General features: G+C 57.5%; 18 protein-coding genes and 5 tRNA genes. 13 read left to right on the top strand and 10 right to left on the bottom strand.

Annotation, left to right across the window (positions count from 1 at the left end; translation table 11 throughout):
• Positions 1–444: 444 nt before the first annotated feature.
• From WCY31_RS08755 to WCY31_RS08725, 7 genes are all read right to left on the bottom strand, one after another.
• A tRNA-Asp gene (locus WCY31_RS08755) sits at positions 445–521 on the bottom strand.
• Between the two features lie 71 nt (positions 522–592).
• Positions 593–668: transfer RNA gene (locus WCY31_RS08750), tRNA-Glu, on the bottom strand.
• A gap of 214 nt (positions 669–882) precedes the next feature.
• The gene (locus WCY31_RS08745; RefSeq protein ID WP_345972079.1) at positions 883–1911 is read right to left on the bottom strand and encodes a lactonase family protein; all 1029 of its coding nucleotides are present in this window, start codon (positions 1909–1911) and stop codon (positions 883–885) included.
• 293 nt (positions 1912–2204) lie between these two features.
• Positions 2205–2280: transfer RNA gene (locus WCY31_RS08740), tRNA-Val, on the bottom strand.
• Positions 2281–2290: 10 nt separating this feature from the next.
• Positions 2291–2367, bottom strand: a tRNA-Asp gene (locus WCY31_RS08735).
• A gap of 83 nt (positions 2368–2450) precedes the next feature.
• Positions 2451–2526: transfer RNA gene (locus WCY31_RS08730), tRNA-Lys, on the bottom strand.
• Between the two features lie 60 nt (positions 2527–2586).
• The gene (locus tag WCY31_RS08725; RefSeq protein ID WP_345972078.1) at positions 2587–3681 is read right to left on the bottom strand and encodes a CinA family protein; all 1095 of its coding nucleotides are present in this window, start codon (positions 3679–3681) and stop codon (positions 2587–2589) included.
• 157 nt (positions 3682–3838) lie between these two features.
• Here WCY31_RS08725 and ileS point away from each other — a divergent pair, with 157 nt between their 5' ends.
• The 9 genes from ileS (at position 3839) to WCY31_RS08680 (ending at position 13540) form a co-directional block, all read left to right on the top strand.
• Positions 3839–6601 (top strand): isoleucine--tRNA ligase, encoded by a 2763-nt coding sequence (ileS, locus tag WCY31_RS08720; protein ID WP_345973771.1) that lies wholly within the window; start codon positions 3839–3841, stop codon positions 6599–6601.
• Positions 6594–6719 (top strand): hypothetical protein, encoded by a 126-nt coding sequence (locus WCY31_RS08715; protein ID WP_345972077.1) that lies wholly within the window; start codon positions 6594–6596, stop codon positions 6717–6719. Before ileS ends, WCY31_RS08715 begins: the two co-directional genes overlap by 8 nt.
• Positions 6716–8056, top strand: a complete 1341-nt coding sequence (gatA, locus tag WCY31_RS08710; protein WP_231018543.1) for an Asp-tRNA(Asn)/Glu-tRNA(Gln) amidotransferase subunit GatA — start codon at positions 6716–6718, stop codon at positions 8054–8056. Before WCY31_RS08715 ends, gatA begins: the two co-directional genes overlap by 4 nt.
• A gap of 11 nt (positions 8057–8067) precedes the next feature.
• A complete protein-coding gene (guaB, locus tag WCY31_RS08705; protein WP_345972076.1) occupies positions 8068–9513 on the top strand; it encodes an IMP dehydrogenase in 1446 nt (481 codons plus the stop codon).
• A 122-nt stretch (positions 9514–9635) separates the two neighbouring features.
• The gene (locus WCY31_RS08700; protein ID WP_345969411.1) at positions 9636–10907 is read left to right on the top strand and encodes an O-acetylhomoserine aminocarboxypropyltransferase/cysteine synthase family protein; all 1272 of its coding nucleotides are present in this window, start codon (positions 9636–9638) and stop codon (positions 10905–10907) included.
• Positions 10904–12019 carry a homoserine O-acetyltransferase MetX gene (gene metX, locus WCY31_RS08695; protein WP_345971541.1) on the top strand — a complete coding sequence of 372 codons (1116 nt, stop codon included), beginning with the start codon at positions 10904–10906 and terminating at the stop codon, positions 12017–12019. Before WCY31_RS08700 ends, metX begins: the two co-directional genes overlap by 4 nt.
• 33 nt (positions 12020–12052) lie before the next feature.
• The gene (gene xseB / locus WCY31_RS08690) at positions 12053–12253 is read left to right on the top strand and encodes an exodeoxyribonuclease VII small subunit (protein WP_345972074.1); all 201 of its coding nucleotides are present in this window, start codon (positions 12053–12055) and stop codon (positions 12251–12253) included.
• Positions 12250–13044, top strand: coding sequence for a carbon-nitrogen hydrolase family protein (locus WCY31_RS08685; protein ID WP_345972073.1), 795 nt, complete (start codon positions 12250–12252; stop codon positions 13042–13044). Before xseB ends, WCY31_RS08685 begins: the two co-directional genes overlap by 4 nt.
• Entirely contained in the window at positions 13037–13540 is a 504-nt protein-coding gene (locus WCY31_RS08680) for a protein disulfide oxidoreductase (RefSeq protein ID WP_345972072.1), read from the top strand. Before WCY31_RS08685 ends, WCY31_RS08680 begins: the two co-directional genes overlap by 8 nt.
• Positions 13541–13953: 413 nt before the next feature.
• Here the strand turns inward: WCY31_RS08680 and WCY31_RS08675 are convergent, their stop codons facing one another.
• Both WCY31_RS08675 and WCY31_RS08670 read right to left on the bottom strand, forming a co-directional pair.
• A complete protein-coding gene (locus WCY31_RS08675) occupies positions 13954–14358 on the bottom strand; it encodes a secondary thiamine-phosphate synthase enzyme YjbQ (protein WP_345972071.1) in 405 nt (134 codons plus the stop codon).
• A gap of 7 nt (positions 14359–14365) precedes the next feature.
• On the bottom strand, positions 14366–14857 hold the full coding sequence (locus tag WCY31_RS08670; RefSeq protein WP_345969407.1) for a hypothetical protein: 492 nt from the start codon (positions 14855–14857) through the stop codon (positions 14366–14368).
• Positions 14858–15012: 155 nt separating this feature from the next.
• On the opposite strand from WCY31_RS08670, the gene WCY31_RS08665 reads away from it, so the two are divergent.
• The 4 genes from WCY31_RS08665 to WCY31_RS08650 all read left to right on the top strand — a co-directional run bounded on the left by WCY31_RS08665 (position 15013) and on the right by WCY31_RS08650 (position 19196).
• Positions 15013–15681 carry a HesA/MoeB/ThiF family protein gene (locus WCY31_RS08665; RefSeq protein WP_345972070.1) on the top strand — a complete coding sequence of 223 codons (669 nt, stop codon included), beginning with the start codon at positions 15013–15015 and terminating at the stop codon, positions 15679–15681.
• A gap of 98 nt (positions 15682–15779) precedes the next feature.
• Positions 15780–16706: a ribose-phosphate pyrophosphokinase gene (locus WCY31_RS08660; protein ID WP_231018534.1), complete on the top strand. Its 927-nt coding sequence runs from the start codon at positions 15780–15782 to the stop codon at positions 16704–16706.
• 110 nt (positions 16707–16816) lie between these two features.
• Positions 16817–18613: a translation elongation factor 4 gene (lepA, locus tag WCY31_RS08655; protein WP_345972069.1), complete on the top strand. Its 1797-nt coding sequence runs from the start codon at positions 16817–16819 to the stop codon at positions 18611–18613.
• 10 nt (positions 18614–18623) lie between these two features.
• On the top strand, positions 18624–19196 hold the full coding sequence (locus WCY31_RS08650) for a ComF family protein (protein WP_345972068.1): 573 nt from the start codon (positions 18624–18626) through the stop codon (positions 19194–19196).
• A gap of 3 nt (positions 19197–19199) precedes the next feature.
• Here WCY31_RS08650 and WCY31_RS08645 read toward each other — a convergent pair whose 3' ends face one another.
• A complete protein-coding gene (locus WCY31_RS08645; RefSeq protein ID WP_345972067.1) occupies positions 19200–19922 on the bottom strand; it encodes a DUF4230 domain-containing protein in 723 nt (240 codons plus the stop codon).
• Positions 19923–19937: the final 15 nt, after the last annotated feature.

Raw genomic sequence — 19937 nt, 5'->3', positions numbered from 1 at the left:
TTTCGACTTAGCTAAGGCTAGGTCTTCAAAGCGTCGCCTTGATTATGACTTTCTCTGCTATGCTGAGACCGCACAGGGATTTTGGTGATGCCCTCGTGTCTATCCAGCCACTATAGGGTAAATAAGACAAAATCACTCTTAAAAAATAAAACAGGCAGAGATGCTATGGTGGAATAAAGTCAGTGTGTTCTGAAGGGGTTGGAAATAGGTTGATAAAAGGAGATTTGATTGTAAAAGCATGGCGCGGTGGACGTGAGAAGCGTCACAAAACGTGAACTGCTTCACGTTTTTAGCTTTGAAACCGGCGTGTTGTCGAACGGCGTGAGACCACGAAGGTGGTGTCATAAACAGAGAGCGGAGCGATACCTTGATAGCGAAGCGGGTGAGAGAGTATTGGAACGGTTGGAAATAGGTTGAAATAAAGGTGTTTTGATTGTAAAAGCATGGCGCGGTGGACGGGACTCGAACCCGCGACCCCCTGCGTGACAGGCAGGTATTCTAACCAGCTGAACTACCACCGCACATGAAGTAGAGCGAAAGTATACTTCGCTAACTTTAAAAAGAGCTTTTTGGGCATCTAAAAGCACCCATATGGCGACCCTTGAAGGATTTGAACCTCCGTCTCTACCATGAAGTGGCAGCGTCCTTGGCCCCTAGACGAAAGGGTCATCGTGCAAAAGCAGGGGAGGATTATACTGCGAAGTTACCTATTCTGTTATTAATTTATCGAAAATTGCCGCTTTGTCTTTGGTATGGAAATAGCGTCTACCTGTGAGCAGCGAAAAGATAAAATACGATGATAAGCCGAGAGGCATGAAAGGATGAAGTGTCTTGAAAGGGGATGTGCCGGCGCATGTACCGACACACCGTGTTGTTGACGGCTTAATGCGCCGTGATCAACATTTTCGGTCCGACTCCCACGGCATACTTGCTGATAGGTGTCAATGCACCTGTCGCGCCGATCTCGAAAGCACTTACATTATTATCGTCGTAATTTGCGACGTAAAGCGAGGTACTCTTGGAGTCGACGGCCACAGATTTCGGATGGCCGCCGGAGGCATAGGTGTCGATGTATGTCAGCGAACCGTTTGATTCGACGTTGTACGCATTGACGGAAGCATCGGATTTCGTTGTCACATAAAAATACTTACCGTTCGGTGTTACGGCACAGCTTTTCATACCGGAGCCAGTGGTCGTGACCGGGAAACCGGCCATGAGGGTGATCTCGCCGGTCTTCTCATTCACACTGAAGCCCTTGATTTCATTGCCGGTGGCATCGACCGTATAGAGGTAATCGCCGTTCGGGGTAATGGCCAGCCAGTTGTTGGCCCCTGTAGCCGCATAGGGCGTATTGGGCGTGCCGGTGTAGTTACCGTCATTCGTGATGACATGCCCATGGATTTGATTATTTTCCGTCCCGACATAGAAGAACTTGCCGGAGGGGTGCATGGCGATGGAGTGCGCCTCATACTCATATGTCGGTGAGAAGGGCTGTTCCGTCAATGCGCCCGTGGTCGTATTGATCTTGAATGAATGCAACTCATAGTCATTCTGATCGGTGACGTAGAGATATCTGCCGTTTGGTGAAATAACGGCGTTCAGGGCCATACCCACAACTCTGGTATTTGCAAGGTGCGACAGGGCACCGCTTGCATTGAGCTCCCAGGTATCGATACTGGCTGAAGAGGTGTTGTCCCAGTCGTCAACGTTCATCGAATAGACGAATTTGCCGTTTGGATGCTGCACCAGGCCGGTCGGGTTGGAGCCCGCAGCCATCACCGCAACCGGTGTCAACGCCCCCGTTGTCGTATCACGGCTGAAAGAGGAGAGGGTATCATCTTCCGCATTGGCGGTGATGACGTATTTTGATTTCGGAACACTTGAACTGCTGCTGCCACATCCTGTGGACATAACTAATGCTGCTGCCAGTAATGACAGACCTATTAAACCGACGTTTTTCATAGCCATTCCTTTGTGTTGATAACACAGAATGGCATAACAAAAATTAGCAGTGGCTTAAGGGTTTTGTACGGTAAATAGGGTGTTGTAGTGTATTTTATTATTATATATTTTTATATGTTATAGTGGTTTTGCCAGTGTGATCTTTCGATGTGCGGGTAAATGCTGTTTGTGGCGCTGGTCACTTTGAGTTTCGGTGTCGATAAAGTTGGTTTTTTGTGATACAAAGAAAGTATTTCGGGAAATGGTGGGAACTACTGGACTCGAACCAGTGGCATCTACCTTGTAAGGGTAGCGCTCTACCAACTGAGCTAAGCTCCCAACCAAAATGTGGCGCGGTGGACGGGACTCGAACCCGCGACCCCCTGCGTGACAGGCAGGTATTCTAACCAGCTGAACTACCACCGCATCCGTAATAAGTAGGGCGAAATTTTACCGCTTAATCTTTAAAAAAAGATTAATGGTGGATCAATCTCATTTTGCAAAATAGATGGTGTCCCGTGTTGGATTCGAACCAACGGCCACATCATTAAAAGTGACGTGCTCTACCAGCTGAGCTAACGAGACATGCTCACAAATGCAAGGCCGAAATTATAGGGAAATATGCCTGATAAAGTCAAGAAAAACTCAATAAATTTTGAAAAAAGTTTTTTTATCCAGGAGCATCAGCATTTTGACCGCATACAGGACGGTCTGTTCCTGTATATAGTTGCGGTCGCCGCAGAGCTGCAGACGTGCCGTAGTCACTGCCTCGTTGCTGCGCACGGCGACCTGCACCGTCCCGACAGGTTTTTGCGGCGTGCCCCCCGTCGGCCCCGCGACGCCGCTGACGGCGATGGCGTAATCGGCGCCGGAAACTTCCAGCGCACCGGCACTCATCTCCTCGACGACTTCGCGGCTGACGGCGCCGTGGGCTTCGAGGGTCGCGTTTTCCACGGCGATCCATTCGGATTTGAGGCGGTTCGAGTAGGTGATGAGTCCGCCTTCGAAGACCCCGGAAGCGCCGCTCTCTTTGGTAAGGTAGTAACTGAGCAGGCCGCCGGTGCAGCTCTCTGCGAACGTGACCGTCTTGCCCGCATCCTGCAGGACTTCGATGAGCCAAAGGGCGATATTGTCCGACGCGACGGCACTCGGGAAGCGGGTCAGAAGATGCTGGAGGGCACCGTCGACATCCCCGAAACGCTCCGCTTCCAGGCGGCACTGCAGCCAGCCGGGGATGGGCGCGGTAAGGGCGTAATCGACCCGGTAGCTCTCCGCGATCTGTTTCAGCACGGGCATTAACGCCGTCTCGTCGCTCTCGAAAAGGTGAACGACGGCGCTCTCAGACGGGGGGAGCGTCAACTCGGGGGCAGGGAGCTCGCCGCCGCTTTCGACCTGCATGACGTGCAGATGCAGGGTGCCGTCGTTGAGATGGTAATAGGTCGGAGCCATACTGCTGGAGCGGGAAGGAACGAGGTACTCATCGCGTATGATGAGGGTGTCGCCCGTCAGCGTGGCGATCTCCCTGGCGACGAGGGGGGCCAGGGAGGGATCGCAAAGGATAAAACAGGTCTCTGCCTTTTCCGTGTCGCCGGCGCGTTCCGGAAAAAAGCGCTGGGGCTCCCTGAACAGAAAGCGCTTTTCCGGGGTGATGCCGAAACGCGCGAAATGGCGGTCGATATAGCGGCACATCGGCTGGTTTTCGATCAGGCCGTCGCCGATAAGAAAAAGGGAGTACTTCATACCGTGAGTATAGCGCAAAACGCTCCGTTGTCGGCGAAACGAAGATTGCGCCCCGTTCGGCCCCTGCGCAGGAATAAACAGCTTTTTTTAATGGGTTTGAAGCTATAATGCACCAATTTTTTAGATTGAGAATATTCGCCCTTCTTGAAGGAAAATGATGGATTACAAAGCGACACTGCTCCTGCCCACGACGGACTTCGCCATGCGCGGCAACCTGGTCCAGAACGAACCCAAACGCTATGCCAAATGGTTCGAATCGGGTGTGTACGAGACGATGAAACAAAAACGCGAGGGGGCCCCGTCTTTCACCCTGCATGACGGCCCGCCTTATGCCAACGGCCATACGCACATCGGCCATGCGCTCAACAAGATCCTCAAAGACATTATCGTCAAGCAGCACTACTTCAACGGCAGCAGCGTCCGCTTTACCCCGGGCTGGGACTGCCACGGTCTGCCGATCGAGCAGCAGGTCGAGAAAAAGCTCGGCGGCAAGCAGAAGAAAGAGGCGCTCTCCACGGCCGAAGTGCGCAAGCTCTGCCGCGAGCACGCCCAGAGCTTCGTCGGCATCCAGCGCGACGAGTTCAAACAGCTCGGCATCATCGCGGACTGGGACAATCCCTATCTGACGATGGACTACAAGTTCGAAGCGAACATCTACCGCACCCTTTGCGACGTAGCGAAGAAGGGGCTGCTCGTCGAACGCAGCAAACCGGTCTATTGGAGCTGGGCGGAACGCACGGCGCTGGCCGAGGCGGAAGTGGAGTACGAAGACAAAGAGGACTACTCCATCTTCGTCGCCTTCGAGCTGAGCGAGGAGTCCAAGGTCCGCTTGGGGCTGGAGGGCAACGCCGCGCCGGTCATCTGGACGACGACCCCGTGGACCCTGCCGGCCAATACGGGGATCTCCCTGAACCCCGACGAGAAGTATGTCCGCAGCGCCGACGGCTACATTGTCGCCCAGAAGCTCTACGGCGCGCTCAAAGAGCAGGAGATCATCAAGGGCGAGGTCGTCCAGACCTTCGACGCGACGCAGTTCGAGAACCTGCACGCGGTGAACCCGCTCAACGGCCGCCGCTCGCAGATCGTGCTCGGCGAGCACGTCTTGATGGACAACGGTACGGGCTGTGTCCACACGGCGCCGGGCCACGGTGAGGATGACTACCGCGTCGGCCTCAAGTACAACCTCGACGTCATCATGCCGGTCGACGAGACGGGCTGCTACGACCAGAGCGTCGTGCGCGAACGCCTCATCCCTAACGCGGAGACCTTCGTCGGCATGCACATTTTCAAAGCCAACGAGCCGATCATCGAACTGCTGGGGGAGAGCCTGCTGAAAGTCAGCAAGTTCAACCACTCCTATCCGCACTGCTGGCGTTCGCATACGCCGCTGATCTTCCGTGCGACGAAGCAGTGGTTCATCGCCGTCGACGAGAAACCCGAAGGGCAGAGCAAGACCCTGCGCGAGATCGCCCAGGAAGAGGTCGAAGCGACGACGTTCTACCCGGAGTGGGGCCGCAACCGCATCAAGGCGATGGTCGAGAACCGCCCGGACTGGTGTATCTCCCGCCAGCGCGACTGGGGCGTGCCGATCGCCTTCTTCCGCGTCAAAGCGACGGGCGAGGTCGTCCTGGACGAGAAGGTCCTCAACTTTACCGCGATGGTCTTCGAGATGCACGGGACCGATGCATGGTACAGCCTGCCGATCGAACAGCTGCTCTACCCGGGCTGCGCACACACGGCCGACGAGCTGGAGAAAGTCGATGACATCCTTGACGTCTGGTTCGACAGCGGCTCGACGTGGAACGCGGTGCTTAAATCCCGCAACTACGACGCGGGCAGCTACCCGGCGGATGTCTATCTTGAAGGGAGCGACCAGCACCGCGGCTGGTTCCAGAGCTCACTCTTCCTCAGCGCGGCCGTCGAACACCGCGCGCCGTATAAAGCGCTGATCACGCACGGCTTTACGATGGACGGCAAGGGTGAGAAGATGTCAAAGTCCAAGGGCAACGTCGTCGCCCCGGACAAGGTGCTCAAGCAGTACGGTTCGGAGATTCTGCGCCTCTGGGTGGCGCTGGCCGATTACCAGAACGACCAGAAGATCAGCGATGATATCCTGAAGCAGACGGCAGAGCAGTACCGCAAGCTGCGCAATACGTTCCGTTTCCTCCTGGCGAACATCAACGACCTGGAAACGATCGTCACGTTTGGTGAGATGGGGGTACTGGACCAGTGGATCGTCTCCAAGGCCTCCCACGTCTTCGACAATGTCCACGCGCAGTTCAAGCGTTACAACTTCGTCGGCGGGATGAGCACGCTGAACAACTTCATTGTCAACGAGCTGAGCGGCATCTACCTCGATATCACGAAAGACCGCCTCTACTGCGATGCGAAGAACGATCCGCACCGCCGCGCCAGCCAAAGCGCGATGGCGATGATCACCCGCTCGATGCTGCTGCTCGTCGCGCCGATTCTCACCTATACGGCCGACGAGATCGTCGAGACGGCCCCGGCGGTGATCAAAGGCGACGCCGCGAGCATCTTCGACCTTGAATACGCGTCGATCGACGTCCCGACGAGCACCTTCAACGAATGTGCGCTGGTGAAAGTCAGAGAGGGGATGTACGAGATTGTCGACGCCCTCAAAAAAGAGAAGAAGATCAAGAGTACGCTGGAACTGGCCCTGCATACGGACGCGGCGATCGTCAAGGCGCTGCCGCAGATCGAAGCGGAGGACTGGTTCGTCGTCTCCGGCGTACTGCCGCTGGAAACGGCGGGCGAGACGCTGGGCGAATTCGAGGTGGACGGCGAGCGCTACGTGATCGCGGCGGCAGCGCTGCAGAAGTGTCCGCGCTGCTGGAAATTCCACGCCCACGAAGAAGAGACACTCTGTGCCCGCTGCGCGGAGGTGACCGGTGCCTGATCTGGCAGCCCCCGTACCGATGGGCTTCATCACAGAGACGGTCCTGGTGATCTTCGCCGTGGTCGCAATAGGTATCCTGGCCGTGCGCCGGGCAAAAAAAGCAAAGGATGAACATTGATGACGCTTAAGGAAGCTTTGACACTCTCGCCGGAAGCGCTGGAGAGCCTCCGCGCCGAACTCAAATCGAAGATTGAAGGCGACAGCGAATTGGGTGCCTATGTGGGTATGGAGACCGCCGGCAGCGGCGTTCCCATCGCGATCAAGGATAACATCCAGGTCAAGACGTGGAGCGTAACGTCGGGCTCGAAGATCCTGCAGGGCTACGTCGCGCCGTATAACGCGACTGTTGTCGAGAAGTTGCAGGCAGCTGGTCTCGCGCCGTTCGGACGGACGAACATGGACGAGTTCGCCATGGGCTCCACGACCGAGAGCAGCTTTTACGGCAAGACGCTCAACCCCCGCAACCGCGGCTGCGTCCCGGGCGGCAGCTCCGGCGGTTCCGCGGCGGCGGTCGCGGCGGGCCTTGCCGTTGCGGCACTGGGTTCCGACACCGGCGGCTCCATCCGCCAGCCGGCGGCGTTCTGCGGCATCGTCGGGATGAAACCGACCTACGGCCGTGTCAGCCGCTACGGCCTCGGCGCCTACGCCAGCTCGCTCGACCAGATCGGCCCGATGACGCAGAACGTTGAAGACGCGGCGATCCTCTACGATATCATCAGCGGCTACGATCCGAAAGACTCTTCCAGCGCGGACGTCGCCTATGAAAGCGTCGCGGACAAGCTCGATCCGAGCCGCAAACTGACCGTCGCGATCCTCCCCTCCTACCTGGAGGGGGCATCCGACGCGGTTAAGCAGGGGTACGACAAAGCGGTCGAGGCACTCAAAGCCGCGGGCCATACCGTCGTCGAGAAGTCGATGATGGATGCCAAGTACGACATCTCCGCCTACTACATCACCGCGACGGCGGAAGCCTCGACGAACCTTGCCCGCTACGACGGCATCCGCTACGGCAGCCGGGAAGAGGGCGAGAATCTCTCGGACCTCTTCATCAAGAGCCGCTCCGAAGGCTTCGGCGAAGAGGTGAAGCGCCGTATCCTGCTGGGGAATTTCGTCCTCTCCAGCGGCTACTACGACGCCTACTACGTCAAGGCGCAGAAAGTACGCCACCTGATCAAGGAGGAGTACGAGAAACTCTTCGAAGAGGTCGACCTGATCCTCAGCCCCGTTGCGCCGGACACCGCGTACGAGTTCGGAGCCCTCTCCGACCCGCTGCAGATGTACCTGAGCGATATCTATACCATTTCGGTCAATCTCGCCGGACTGCCGGCGATCTCCCTGCCGGTCGACACGGCGGAAAACGGTATGCCGGTCGGGCTGCAGCTTATTGCCAAAGCCTTTGATGAACAAACACTTTTCGACGGTGCGCTCAGCCTTGAGCAGGCCGTAAACCTTTAAGAAGGAGTCCCATGAAAATCCGTAAACGTGCATTGACGTTCGAAGACGTCCTGCTGGTCCCGCGTTATTCCGAAGTACTGCCCAGAGAGGTTAGCCTTGAGACAAAACTGACCAAGAACATCACGATGAACATCCCGATGGTCTCCGCGGCGATGGATACCGTGACCGAATACCGTGCGGCGATCGCCATGGCGCGCCTGGGCGGTATCGGTATCATCCACAAGAACATGGATATCGAAAACCAGGTCAAACAGGTCAAAAAGGTCAAAAAGAGCGAGTCGGGGATCATCATTGACCCGATCTACGTCTACCCGGACGCGACCCTGGCCGATGCCGAGGCGCTGATGCAGGAGTACCGCATCTCCGGTGTCCCGGTCGTCGACCTCTACAACAAATTGCTGGGGATCCTGACCAACCGCGACATGCGCTTTGAAAAGGACCTGAGCAAGCGTGCCGACGCCGTTATGACGAAGATGCCGCTGATCGTTGCGAACAAGGATATCTCCCTTGACGAAGCGGAGCAGATCATGCACAAGAACAAGATCGAGAAACTGCCGATCATCGACGACGAGGGGCACCTCCAGGGGCTGATCACGATCAAGGATATCAAGAAGCGTATCGAGTATCCCTCCGCGCTCAAAGACGGGTTCGGCCGTCTGCGCGTCGGTGCGGCGATCGGCGTCGGTCAGCTTGACCGTGCGCAGGCACTCGTCGACGCAGGCGTCGACGTCCTCGTCCTAGACTCCGCACACGGTCACTCCAAGGGGATCATCGACACCGTCAAGGCGATCAAGGCGCAGATGAACATTGACATCATCGCCGGGAACGTCGCGACAGCCGAGGCGGTCGAAGCGCTGGCCGAAGCCGGTGCGGACGCCGTCAAAGTCGGTATCGGACCGGGATCGATCTGTACGACGCGTATCGTCGCCGGCGTCGGCGTGCCGCAGATCTCCGCGATCGACGAGTGTGCCGAAGCGGGCCGCCGCGTCGGCGTGCCGATCGTCGCCGACGGCGGGATCAAGTACTCCGGCGACATTGCCAAGGCGCTTGCCGTCGGTGCGAGCTGTGTCATGGCCGGTTCGCTGCTGGCAGGGACCAAGGAGTCTCCGGGTGACCTGATCAACTACCAGGGACGCCAGTACAAGTCCTACCGCGGCATGGGCTCCATCGGGGCGATGACCAAGGGAAGTACGGACCGTTACTTCCAGGAAGGCACGGCGGCGGACAAGCTCGTCCCGGAAGGGATCGAGGGTCGCGTACCGTACCGCGGACCGATTGCGGGCATCGTCCACCAGATGATGGGCGGCCTTCGCTCCTCCATGGGTTACTGCGGTTCCGAGAGCATCGAAGCCTTCTGGCAGAACGCGGAGTTCGTCGAAATTACGAGCGCGGGCCTCAAAGAGTCCCACGTCCATGACGTCCAGATTACGGCGGAAGCACCGAATTATCATATCTGATCGGTATACTAACGGATAGCGTAAGCGTATTGCTTCACGCCGCTGCGCTACGACAGACCGCCGCTATCGGCGGAAAAAGCGGAGGGGCCCCGCTCCCCGCGTTGTAAAGAGGGGAAGTACACATGCATTTTCAGACCAAAGCGCTCCATGAAGGCTATACGAAGGATATGCAAGGAACGATGGCGGTGCCCATCTACCAGACGACGGCATATGAGTTCCGCGACGCGGAGCATGCGGCGAACCTGTTCGCGCTCAAAGAGCTCGGCAATATCTATACCCGCCTGAACAACCCGACGACGGACGTCTTCGAGAAGCGTTTCGCCAGCCTCGAAGGGGGTGCGGCGGCACTGGCGACCTCAAGCGGCATGTCCGCCATCTTCTACGCCCTGGCCAATGCGGCGGAGGCGGGCGACAATATCGTCTGCGCCGCGCAGCTTTACGGCGGCTCCCTCACGCTGACGGCCCATACCATGAAACGTTTCGGCATCGAAGCGCGTTTTTTCGATGTGCACAACCCCGCCGAAGCGGAGAAGCTCATCGACGAGAAGACGAAAGCGCTCTTTTTCGAGACGCTGACGAATCCGAGCATTGACGTTCCCAATATCAGCGAGCTCGCATCGCTGGCGGACAAGTACGGCATCCTCAGCATCGTCGACAACACCGTCGCGACCCCGGCGCTCTGCCGGCCGATCGAGCACGGCATCGACGTGGTCGTCCACAGTGCCAGCAAGTATACGACGGGACAGGGACTCGCCATTGGCGGGATCATGGTCGAACGCAGCAACCTCGTCGACAAACTCCGGGGCAACGCGCGCTATCCGCAGTTCAATGAACCCGACGCCAGCTACCACGGCCTGGTCTACGTCGACGTACCGCTGCCGCCTTATACCCTGCGCGGACGGCTCAGTCTTCTGCGCGACATCGGCGCGGTCGGATCGCCGTTCAACTCCTGGCTCTTTATCCAGGGGCTCGAGACGTTGCAAATAAGGATGAAAGAGCATTCGCACAATGCCCTGATGCTCGCAAAGTTCCTGGAGACGCACCCGAAGGTCAAGCGTGTCAACTACCCGGGACTCTCTTCCAACAAGAATTACGCGAATGCGAGCCGCTATTTTGACGGCGGTATGAGCAGCGGCCTCCTCAGTTTCGAAGTCGCCGATCTGGAAACGGCCAAGCAGGTCGTTGACGCAACGCAGCTCTATTCGCTCGTTGTCAACATCGGCGACTCCAAGTCCATCATCACCCACCCGGCCTCGACGACGCACCAGCAGCTCAGTGCCGAGGAGATGGACGCCTGCGGCGTTCCGGCGGGACTGATCCGCATCAGTGCGGGTCTTGAAAACGCGGAGGATCTTATCGCCGACATCAAACAGGCACTCGAGGCGGCATCATAGACCCTTTAAACCTTCAGACCCATACCGAGCATATTACCAATCCGCTCTATCTGGAGAGCGGGCGTATCCTCGAACCGTATGATATTGTCTATGAAACCTACGGGCACCTCAGCGAGACAAAGGACAACGTCGTTGTCGTCACGCACGCCCTGACGGGGTCACACCATGCCGCGGGCCTTTATGAAGGGGATAACAAACCAGGATGGTGGGACGGCCTGATCGGGCCGGGCAAGGCGATCGACACGGACCGTTTCTTCGTCATCTGTTCCAACGTCATCGGCAGCTGTTTCGGTTCGACCGGCCCGATGTCGCCGATGCTTCCGAGCGATGAGCCCTATCGCTACAAGTTCCCCGTCATCACGGTCAAAGATATGGTCAAGGCGCAGCGTATCCTCTTTGACAAGCTGGGGATCCACCGTGTCCATGCCATCGTCGGCGGTTCTATGGGCGGCATGCAGGCGTTGCAGTTTGCGGTGCACTACCCCAACTTCGCCGACCGTATCGTTGCCATGGCCTGTACCCATGCGACCCAGCCCTGGACGATCGCCTTTAACAAGATCGCCCAGGAGGCGATCCTGAAAGATCCCGATTTCAAAAGCGGCTATTACGACCCCGCGGATATCAAAGAAAACGGCCTGACGGGAATGGCGGTCGGCCGGATGGCGGGACACATCAGTTTCCTCTCGCCCCACAGCATGGAGCGGAAATTCGGGCGCGAATACAAACGTACCGACGGCCTTTACGAGCTCTTCGGGAAGTTCCAGGTGGAGTCTTATCTCGAGTACAACGGCTACAACTTCACCAAGTGGTTCGATCCGCTGAGCTACCTCTATATTACGAAGGCGATCAACATCTACGACCTCTCCCGGGGGTTCGATACCCTCGAAGAGGCGCTTTTGCGTATCAGAAGCCGCCTCTACCTGGTCAGTTTCGAGAACGACATGCTCTTCATTCCCGAAGAGATGCGGGTGATGGCGGACATTCTGGCGAAGGAGAAGACGACGCCGGTCGATTACCTGGAAGTCAAGAGCGATTACGGGCATGACGCCTTCCTGGTCGAACTGGAGAAATTCAAAGAGTACGTGCGCGAGGCGCTGGAACACGGTATCTAGCGTACCCATGCTGCACGCAGCGAAGGAGTGAGAGTGGAAGCGAACGATTTTGAAGGGCGCCTGGAAGAGGCGAAACAGATCCTCGAGAAGCTGATGAACCCCGAGATGACCCTCGAGGAGAGCGTCAAGGCCTACGAGTCGGGGACCAGGGCGCTCAAAGAGGCGCAGCGGATCCTCGAAGAGGCGCGCAAAAAGATCGAACAGATCCGCAGCGGGGAGGAGACGGAGTCGTGACACTGGGCGTGCTGCAGCTTCCCTCGGTCGGCATGAGCACGACGAAGCTGTACCACTACGTCCGGATCGCCCACAAGCGCGGTGTCCGCGTTTTGCTGATGGGCGAGTACCTCCTGAACTCCTTTTTCAAAGAGCTGCAGCAGACCCCCGTGTCGATGCTGCGCGAACTCTGTGATCACCAGCTGGGCATTCTGCGCGACCTCGCCGCCACCTACGACATGACCTTCGTCGCCCCCCTGGTGACGGTCAAAGGGGGCACCCCCTTTAAGAGCATCGTCAAAGTCTCTCCCCGTTCGACGGCCTATTACCAGCAGCAGGTGCTGATCGACTACCCCCACTGGAACGAGGCCGCCTTCTTTGCCAACCCGGTCGAAACGCTGCATGAGCCGCTCACTTTCCGCGTCGACAACGTCCGCTTTGGGATTCTCGGCGGTTACGAGCTGCACTTCGACGCGCTGTGGCAGAGCATCTGGGAAAAGCGGATCGACTGCATCCTGCTGCCGACGGCCTCGACTTTCGAGTCGCAGCAGCGGTGGCGTGAGCTGATCAAGATGCGCGCTTTTACGCACAACTGCTTCGTGCTGCGGGCGAACCGCATTGGCGACGTGAAAGACGACGGGCACCTCTGGCGCTTTTACGGCGACTCGCTCCTGGCCAACCCCGACGGGGAGATCGAAAGCACGCTGGGGGACACGGAGGAGCTGATGGTCGTCGAGATCGACCATGCGCAGGTGATGGAGTCGCGCCGGGGATGGAAGTTCAAAGAGGCGGTGGAGAAGCGGCGTGAGTAGATGGAGGCGGTGGCTCAAAGAGTTCATTGTTCTTGCACTGCTGACGGCAGTCGGTGCCACCGTCATCGGCTACCTGCGCGCCCCCTCATTCGAGGGTGCCGCCCTGCCGAAGGTGGAGGTCTCCAAACTCTACGGGCTGGCGTATGACAGCAGTGTCCAACCGGACAAACCCTACATCCTGCACTTCTGGGCGACTTGGTGCCCCGTCTGCCATGCGGAAGCGGGCAATATCGACGTCCTCGCCAAGGACGAGAAGGTCATTACCGTCGCCGTCAAATCGGGAGGGCTGGAGAAGATCGGCGAGTACATGAAAGCAAACGGCCTCTCCTTCCCCGTCATCAACGACCAGAACGGCGCCATCGCGGAGGCGTTCAAGATCGGCGTCTTCCCGACGACGATCATTGTCGACAGGGACGGCAAAGTCTTCTGGGCCGAGAGCGGCTATACGACGACGTGGGGGTTGAAGCTGCGGCTCTGGCTGGCCGAGATTTTCTAAATAGACGATAGCGGACAGCTCTTCAATCTACAATTTTGACAATACTCTTCTGCCACTTTTTTAGAAAAAGTAGCGCAAAAAGCGGCCTTTCGCGAAACGCACATCCCTCCCGGCTTTATGCCTCCGGGATGGCTTATAAGGATCGCGCTCAAGGCCAAGAGTCCATTTAATTCATGCGCTTCGACGTGTCGAAGCTCTTTGTTTTTTGATTAGCTTCGGTTTCCGAAGCGCATAAAATCGATAGGCAACCTGTCGTTAAGCGTGCCTTGAAAGCCGCCCTGAAGGCATAAAGCCGAGAAGGGCGAGCGATTCGCGCAACGACGATTTTCTTTTGGTTCTTTTCTTATGAAAAAGAAAAGAATGAAGAGATAGATGGTTCCTATGACAAGTACAGGAGCGAGAAATGTCCAGTGTTAGTAGACCGTCACGACGATCTTCCGGCTGCCGCCGTGGTCGCGGTGTTCGCCGAGGTAGATCCCCTGCCAGGTGCCGAGGTTCAGGCGGCCATTGGTGACGGGGATGGTCAGTGACGTACCGAGCATGACGCTTTTAATGTGTGCGGGCATGTCGTCGTCGCCCTCGTAGGTGTGGACGTAGTAGGGCTTGGCGTCGGCGACGTCGCTGAAGAAACGCTCCATGTCTTTGCGCACGGTAGGGTCGGCGTTTTCGTTGATGCATAGCGATGCACTGGTGTGTTTAAGAAAGAGGTGGGCAAGCCCGGTCGTGATGCCGGATGCGGCGACGGCATTGTCAATGGCGTCGGTGATGAGGTGGAATCCCCGCGGATAGGGGGGCAGGGTGACGACGGTCTGATACACCTGGAGCCTATTCCGCCGCGAGCCTGTTCATCATGAAGAGGTAGAGCTCTTTGTTCGGGACATCTTTGTCGATGGCTTCACGATAAAGGGAGGTTACCTCGACGTGGTGTTTTTCGTAGGCGAAATGGGGGAAGTGGTTCTGCCACGCCTCTTTGATGCGCTGGGTGGCCATCCGGTCGACGAGCCACTCCTTGAACATCATGTAGGTGCCGAAGAACATCCCCGTAAAGAGGATGGCGAGGATGATGAGCAGGTGGCAGTCGATCTTTTCGAGCTCTTTGTGAAAGAGGAGGCTCAGCGGCAGGAGGATGATGTTCCAGAGAATAAGGAAGACGAGAATCGTGCGGCCGATCCGCAGTTTCAGCCCGGGGATCTTCCCTTCGAGCTTGAGACCGTCGTCGTGGTTCTTGTTGATCTCGAGCAGTTCGCGCAGCAGCAGCGGCTGGTCGTTGCTGCGGGTCACAAAGGGGATGATGGTCTTGTCGATAAAGGCGAGCACGCTTCCTCCTGCGGTTTTGTGGGCTTATTATAGCGGTTTTTACACATTTTGGCCGTTCGGATTGCCTAAAATGGGAGGGTCCGGGTGAATTTATCAAAAAGTTATTAAACTTTTTAATGTTACAGTGCGATTAGCTATTTGAGGAGGTGCGGATCATGATGCAGTATTTCCATCGTCAGATCAAACTCTGGGGTGAAGAGGTCCAGCAGTCGCTGCAGGCGAAGCGGATCGCCATCATCGGGAGCGGGGGACTGGGAAGCTCCCTTGCCTTCGCCCTGGGGGCAACGGGAATAGGGGAGATACACATTGTGGATTTCGATGAGGTGAGCGTGCACAACATTCACCGGCAGATCGCTTTCAAGACGGGGGACGAGGGCAAGAACAAGGCCGTCGTCAATGCGGGGATCGTCGAAGCGCGCTGCCCCTTTACGAAGGCGTACGCCCACGAGTGCGACTTCAACGGTTTCGCCGAAAAAGGGATCGAAGTCGACCTGATCCTCGACGCGACGGACAACCTGCCGACGCGGGGGCAGATCAACGAATACGCCAAGATCCACAACACGCCCTGGGTCTACGGATCGGTGGAGGCTTTTCACGGACAGGTCTGTTTTTTCGACCGTTCCTCCTTTAACGACGTCTTCAAGATCACCCTGAAAGAACCGGCGGGGATCGCCGCGCCGATTGTCATGCATATCGCCTCGCTGCAGGCGAACCTCGCCCTGCGCTACCTGGCGGGACAACCGGTCAAAAAAGACTTCCTCTACTACCTCTTTTTCAACGACGAGGGCGAACTCGTGACACAGAAATTCGGTCTGCCGGTATAACGGCGGCTGTTTTACTCCCTGCTAAGCCGCGCACGCTATAATTTCATACTCAATTTGCCGTATGAAACGGCAACGATAATTACCTTTGGAGAATTGCGATGCGCGGTTACAAGATTTTTGCGGGAAGTGCCAGCGAAGAGTTTGCGAAAGAGGTCTGCAGCTACCTCGACGTTCCCCTGGCGAAAGCGGACATTAAACGTTTCAGTGACGGAGAGATCTCTGTCCAGGTAGCGGAGAGCGTCCGCGGACGTGACGTCTTCATCATCCAGTCAACGGGAGCCCCGTCCAACGACAACCTGATGGAGCTGCTCATCATGACCGATGCGCTTCGCCGCTCCTCCGCAAGCTCCATCACCGCCGTCATCCCCTATTTCGGTTACGCACGCCAGGACCGCAAAGCGGCACCGCGCGTTCCGATCAGTGCGAAGCTGGTTGCGAACCTCTACCAGACGGCGGGCATTGACCGCCTCGTCACCATCGACTTGCACGCCGGTCAGATCCAGGGCTTCTTCGACATCCCCGTCGACAATCTCTACGGCTCTATTATCTTCCAGCAGCATATCGAGAGCAAGAAGCTTCCCAACCCGATCATCGCGAGCCCGGATATCGGCGGGGTCGCCCGTGCCCGTTACTTCGCGGAGAAACTGGGACTGGAGATGGTCATCGTCGACAAACGCCGCGAAAAAGCGAACGTGGCCGAGGTCATGAACATCATCGGCGACGTCGACGGTAAAGACGTTATCATGATCGACGATATGGTCGATACGGCTGGGACGATGGTCAAGGCGGCGGCGGCACTCAAAGCCAAGGGCGCAACATCTGTTATGGCGTGTGCGACGCACGCGGTCCTGAGCGGCAAAGCCTACGAAAATATCGACAAGGGCGAACTGGACGAACTGATCGTCACCAACTCCCTCGATTCCAAACCGCACCCGAAGATCAAGGTGCTGACAGTCGCGCCGCTCTTCGGCGAGGTCATCCGTCGCGTTTACCACAACGAGAGCGTCAACTCGCTTTTTGCATAACGTAGCAGGCGTCAAACCCTGATACGACGCTAACGCTGAGGTCGCTTCGGCAGCGGGCCCCGCGCAGCTAAACCGCACTGACAATTTTGCAGTGCAATCATGAGGAATATATGGATCTCAAACATATTCGCAACTTCTCCATCATCGCCCACATCGACCACGGTAAAAGTACCCTGGCCGACCGGATCATCCAGGAGTGCGGCTCTGTCACGGAGCGTGAACTCAAATCGCAGATGATGGACACGATGGACATCGAGCAGGAGCGCGGTATCACCATCAAGGCGCAGAGCGTCCGGCTTGACTATGTCAAAGACGGGGAGCATTACGTCCTTAACCTCATTGACACCCCGGGCCACGTCGACTTCAGCTACGAAGTGAGCAAATCGCTGGCCTCCTCCGACGGGGCGCTGCTGATTGTCGATGCGGCGCAGGGGGTCGAGGCGCAGACCATCGCCAATGTCTACCTGGCCCTGGACAATAACCTCGAACTCCTCCCGGTCATCAACAAGATCGACCTGCCCGCCGCCGAGCCGGAGCGCGTCGCCGAGGAGATCGAATCGAGTATCGGGATCGATGCCACGGACGCCCTGATGGTCTCCGCCAAAACGGGTGTAGGCATCCGTGAGCTCGTCGATGCCATCGTCGACCGTATTCCCGCCCCGGTGGGCGACCCGGTGGCGCCGACGAAGGCGATCATCTACGACAGCTGGTTCGACCCCTATCTTGGTGCGCTGGCACTGGTGCGCGTCTTTGACGGCAGCATCCGCAAAAAGCAGATCGTCAAGCTGATGAGCAACAACGAGCAGCACGAGGTCCTCGACCTCATGTACCCGCACCCGCTCAAAAAGATGAAGACCGACTCCATCGGCAGCGGCGAGATCGGCATTGTCGTGCTTGGCCTCAAAGATGTCGGGACCCTTAATGTCGGCGATACGATCACCGATGCGAAAAACCCGACGGCAGAACCTGTCGGCGATTACGAACCGGCCAAGCCCTTCGTCTTCGCGGGGCTCTACCCCATCGATACGGACAAGTTCGAAGACCTGCGCGATGCGCTCGATAAACTGCGCCTCAACGACTCTTCGCTCAGCTATGAGCCGGAAACGTCCATCGCGCTGGGCTTTGGTTTCCGTGTCGGATTCCTAGGCATGCTGCACATGGAGGTCGTCAAGGAGCGTCTGGAACGCGAATTCGACCTGGACCTGATTGCCACGGCGCCGTCGGTCGTCTACGACGTCTACCTGACGGACGGCTCGACGCAAGAGGTGCATAACCCCTCCGAGCTGCCGCCGGTGAACCACATTGAGCGCATCGAGGAGCCCTACGTCAAGGCGACGGTCATCACGCCGACGGAGTACCTCGGCAACATCATGAACCTGCTCGTCGCCAAGCGCGGTCTCCAGGAGAAGATGGATTACCTCAACGAGGAACGCGTTCTGTTGGAGTACTCCGTGCCGATGAACGAAATCGTTGTCGACTTCTACGACAAGCTCAAGTCCATCTCCAAGGGGTACGCGAGCTTCGATTACGAACCGACCGACTTCAGGGAGGGCGACCTCGTCAAGCTTGATGTCCGCGTCGCCGGCGACGTCGTCGACGCCCTCTCAGTCATCGTCCCGAGGGAACAGGCCGAACAGCGCGGCCGCGCCCTCGTCAAGAGCATGAAAGAGCTGATTCCCCGCCAGTTGTTCGAGGTGGCGGTACAGGCTTCCGTCGGCAACAAGGTCATTGCCCGGGAGACGGTCAAGTCGATGGGCAAGAACGTCACCGCGAAGTGTTACGGCGGGGACATCACCCGTAAACGCAAACTGCTCGAGAAACAGAAAGCCGGTAAAAAACGGATGAAGGCGATCGGTAAGGTACAGTTGCCGCAGGAGGCCTTCATGTCCGTCCTTAAAATGGACTAGGCGGCGGACTTTGCGCTGTCTACTCTGCGAATCGTGGTCACTGAGCCGCATTTGCAGGGCCTGCCGCGAGGAACATCTCACCCCCTCCCTTCACACCCGAAAGATCCTCGGGAAACTCCCCGTACACTCCTTTTACAGATACGACGAGATCGAGCCGCTGCTGCTGACGAAGCATACGGATATCGGACACCACCTTTACAGGATTATGGCTTCGCTCTCTTTTGCACCGTATGCAAAGACATTGGGGATGGAGGAGGCCGTGGCCGTTATCGCGGTGGATGACCATGTCCGGCACGGCTACTCGCATACGGCGGTGCTGGCCCGGGCGATGAAAACCGCCGCATTGATGCCAAGGCACACCGTGCTGCGCGACCGATCGGGGCACCGCTACTCCGGGCAGGACTTCCAGTACCGCCTGACGCACCCGCGGGATTTTACACTAAAGCCTTTCCCGGAAACGAAAGTGATCCTCGTCGACGATATCCTGACGACGGGCCTGACACTGACCCAGGCGGTGGAGGCGCTGGAGCGGGAGGGAAAAGAGGTGCTTTTCTGCCTGACGCTGGCCGACGCGGAACGCTGAAGATTACGCCTCTGCAGCGGGGGGAAGCTGGGCTTCGGGCCGGTTTCCCGGAAGGTAGTCGACGGTGTTCTCGATCGTCGGGGATTCGGAGAAGTCGAACTGAATCGACGCGGCGTTGAGGGCGAAGGCGATCTGCTCCAGCGTCGTGCGGGCGGATTTCTGTACATCGGGAAGCAGCTCGATCATCATGCCGTTGGCGATGGCGGAGACCTGCTTTTTTGCCTCCTTGATCAGGGCGTTACGGTCGTTTTCGTCAAAGCCGTCGCTGAAGACCCCGGCAATGAGGTCGGGCAGAAGCCACGGCAGCAGCTTGCCGTTCTGTTCGTCGTAGAAACTGATGTCCTTGATGCTGAGCGAATAGCGGCACTCGGGCATTTTGAAGAGGTACTGTCCCTCGCCGAGCTCCTCGATGCCGAAGTGGCTGTCTTTGAGGTTGTAGCTGAAGTCGATGTCGAAGGTGAAGATCATCGCCAGTTTCTTCTTGGAGATGAGCCAGCGCAGGTACTTCTCCCCGAAGTTCCCGAAGATATGATCGGAGGCCGTGACGATCTCCTTTGTGACGACCTTGTAGACGTTGAGGTTCCCCAGGGACTCCATCTTCTCTATGGTCGAATAGAGCGCGACGTTGGCCGGGCCCTCTTTTTTGGTGCGCTTCAGGTACCAGATCAGAACCGCGATCCCTCCCGCAAGCAGGAGGCCGCTAAAAAACATAATGATATTATCCATGCCCTATTGTAGCTC

It is taken from the genome of Sulfurimonas sp. HSL3-1 (assembly GCF_039645995.1).
Classification (GTDB): Bacteria; Campylobacterota; Campylobacteria; order Campylobacterales; family Sulfurimonadaceae; genus Thiomicrolovo; species Thiomicrolovo diazotrophicus.
Note: the sequence above shows the minus strand (reverse complement) of the source record. Positions and strands in the feature narration are given on the sequence as shown.

Excerpts from the sequence above, each read along its gene's own strand:
- WCY31_RS08745 (WP_345972079.1), bottom strand. The coding sequence starts at position 1,911 with ATGTCCACAGGATGTGGCAGCAGCAGTTCAAGTGTTCCGAAATCAAAA.
- WCY31_RS08725 (WP_345972078.1), bottom strand. The coding sequence starts at position 3,681 with ATGAAGTACTCCCTTTTTCTTATCGGCGACGGCCTGATCGAAAACCAG.
- ileS (WP_345973771.1), top strand. The coding sequence starts at position 3,839 with ATGGATTACAAAGCGACACTGCTCCTGCCCACGACGGACTTCGCCATG.
- guaB (WP_345972076.1), top strand. The coding sequence starts at position 8,068 with ATGAAAATCCGTAAACGTGCATTGACGTTCGAAGACGTCCTGCTGGTC.
- WCY31_RS08700 (WP_345969411.1), top strand. The coding sequence starts at position 9,636 with ATGCATTTTCAGACCAAAGCGCTCCATGAAGGCTATACGAAGGATATG.
- WCY31_RS08665 (WP_345972070.1), top strand. The coding sequence starts at position 15,013 with ATGATGCAGTATTTCCATCGTCAGATCAAACTCTGGGGTGAAGAGGTC.
- WCY31_RS08660 (WP_231018534.1), top strand. The coding sequence starts at position 15,780 with ATGCGCGGTTACAAGATTTTTGCGGGAAGTGCCAGCGAAGAGTTTGCG.
- lepA (WP_345972069.1), top strand. The coding sequence starts at position 16,817 with ATGGATCTCAAACATATTCGCAACTTCTCCATCATCGCCCACATCGAC.
- WCY31_RS08645 (WP_345972067.1), bottom strand. The coding sequence starts at position 19,922 with ATGGATAATATCATTATGTTTTTTAGCGGCCTCCTGCTTGCGGGAGGG.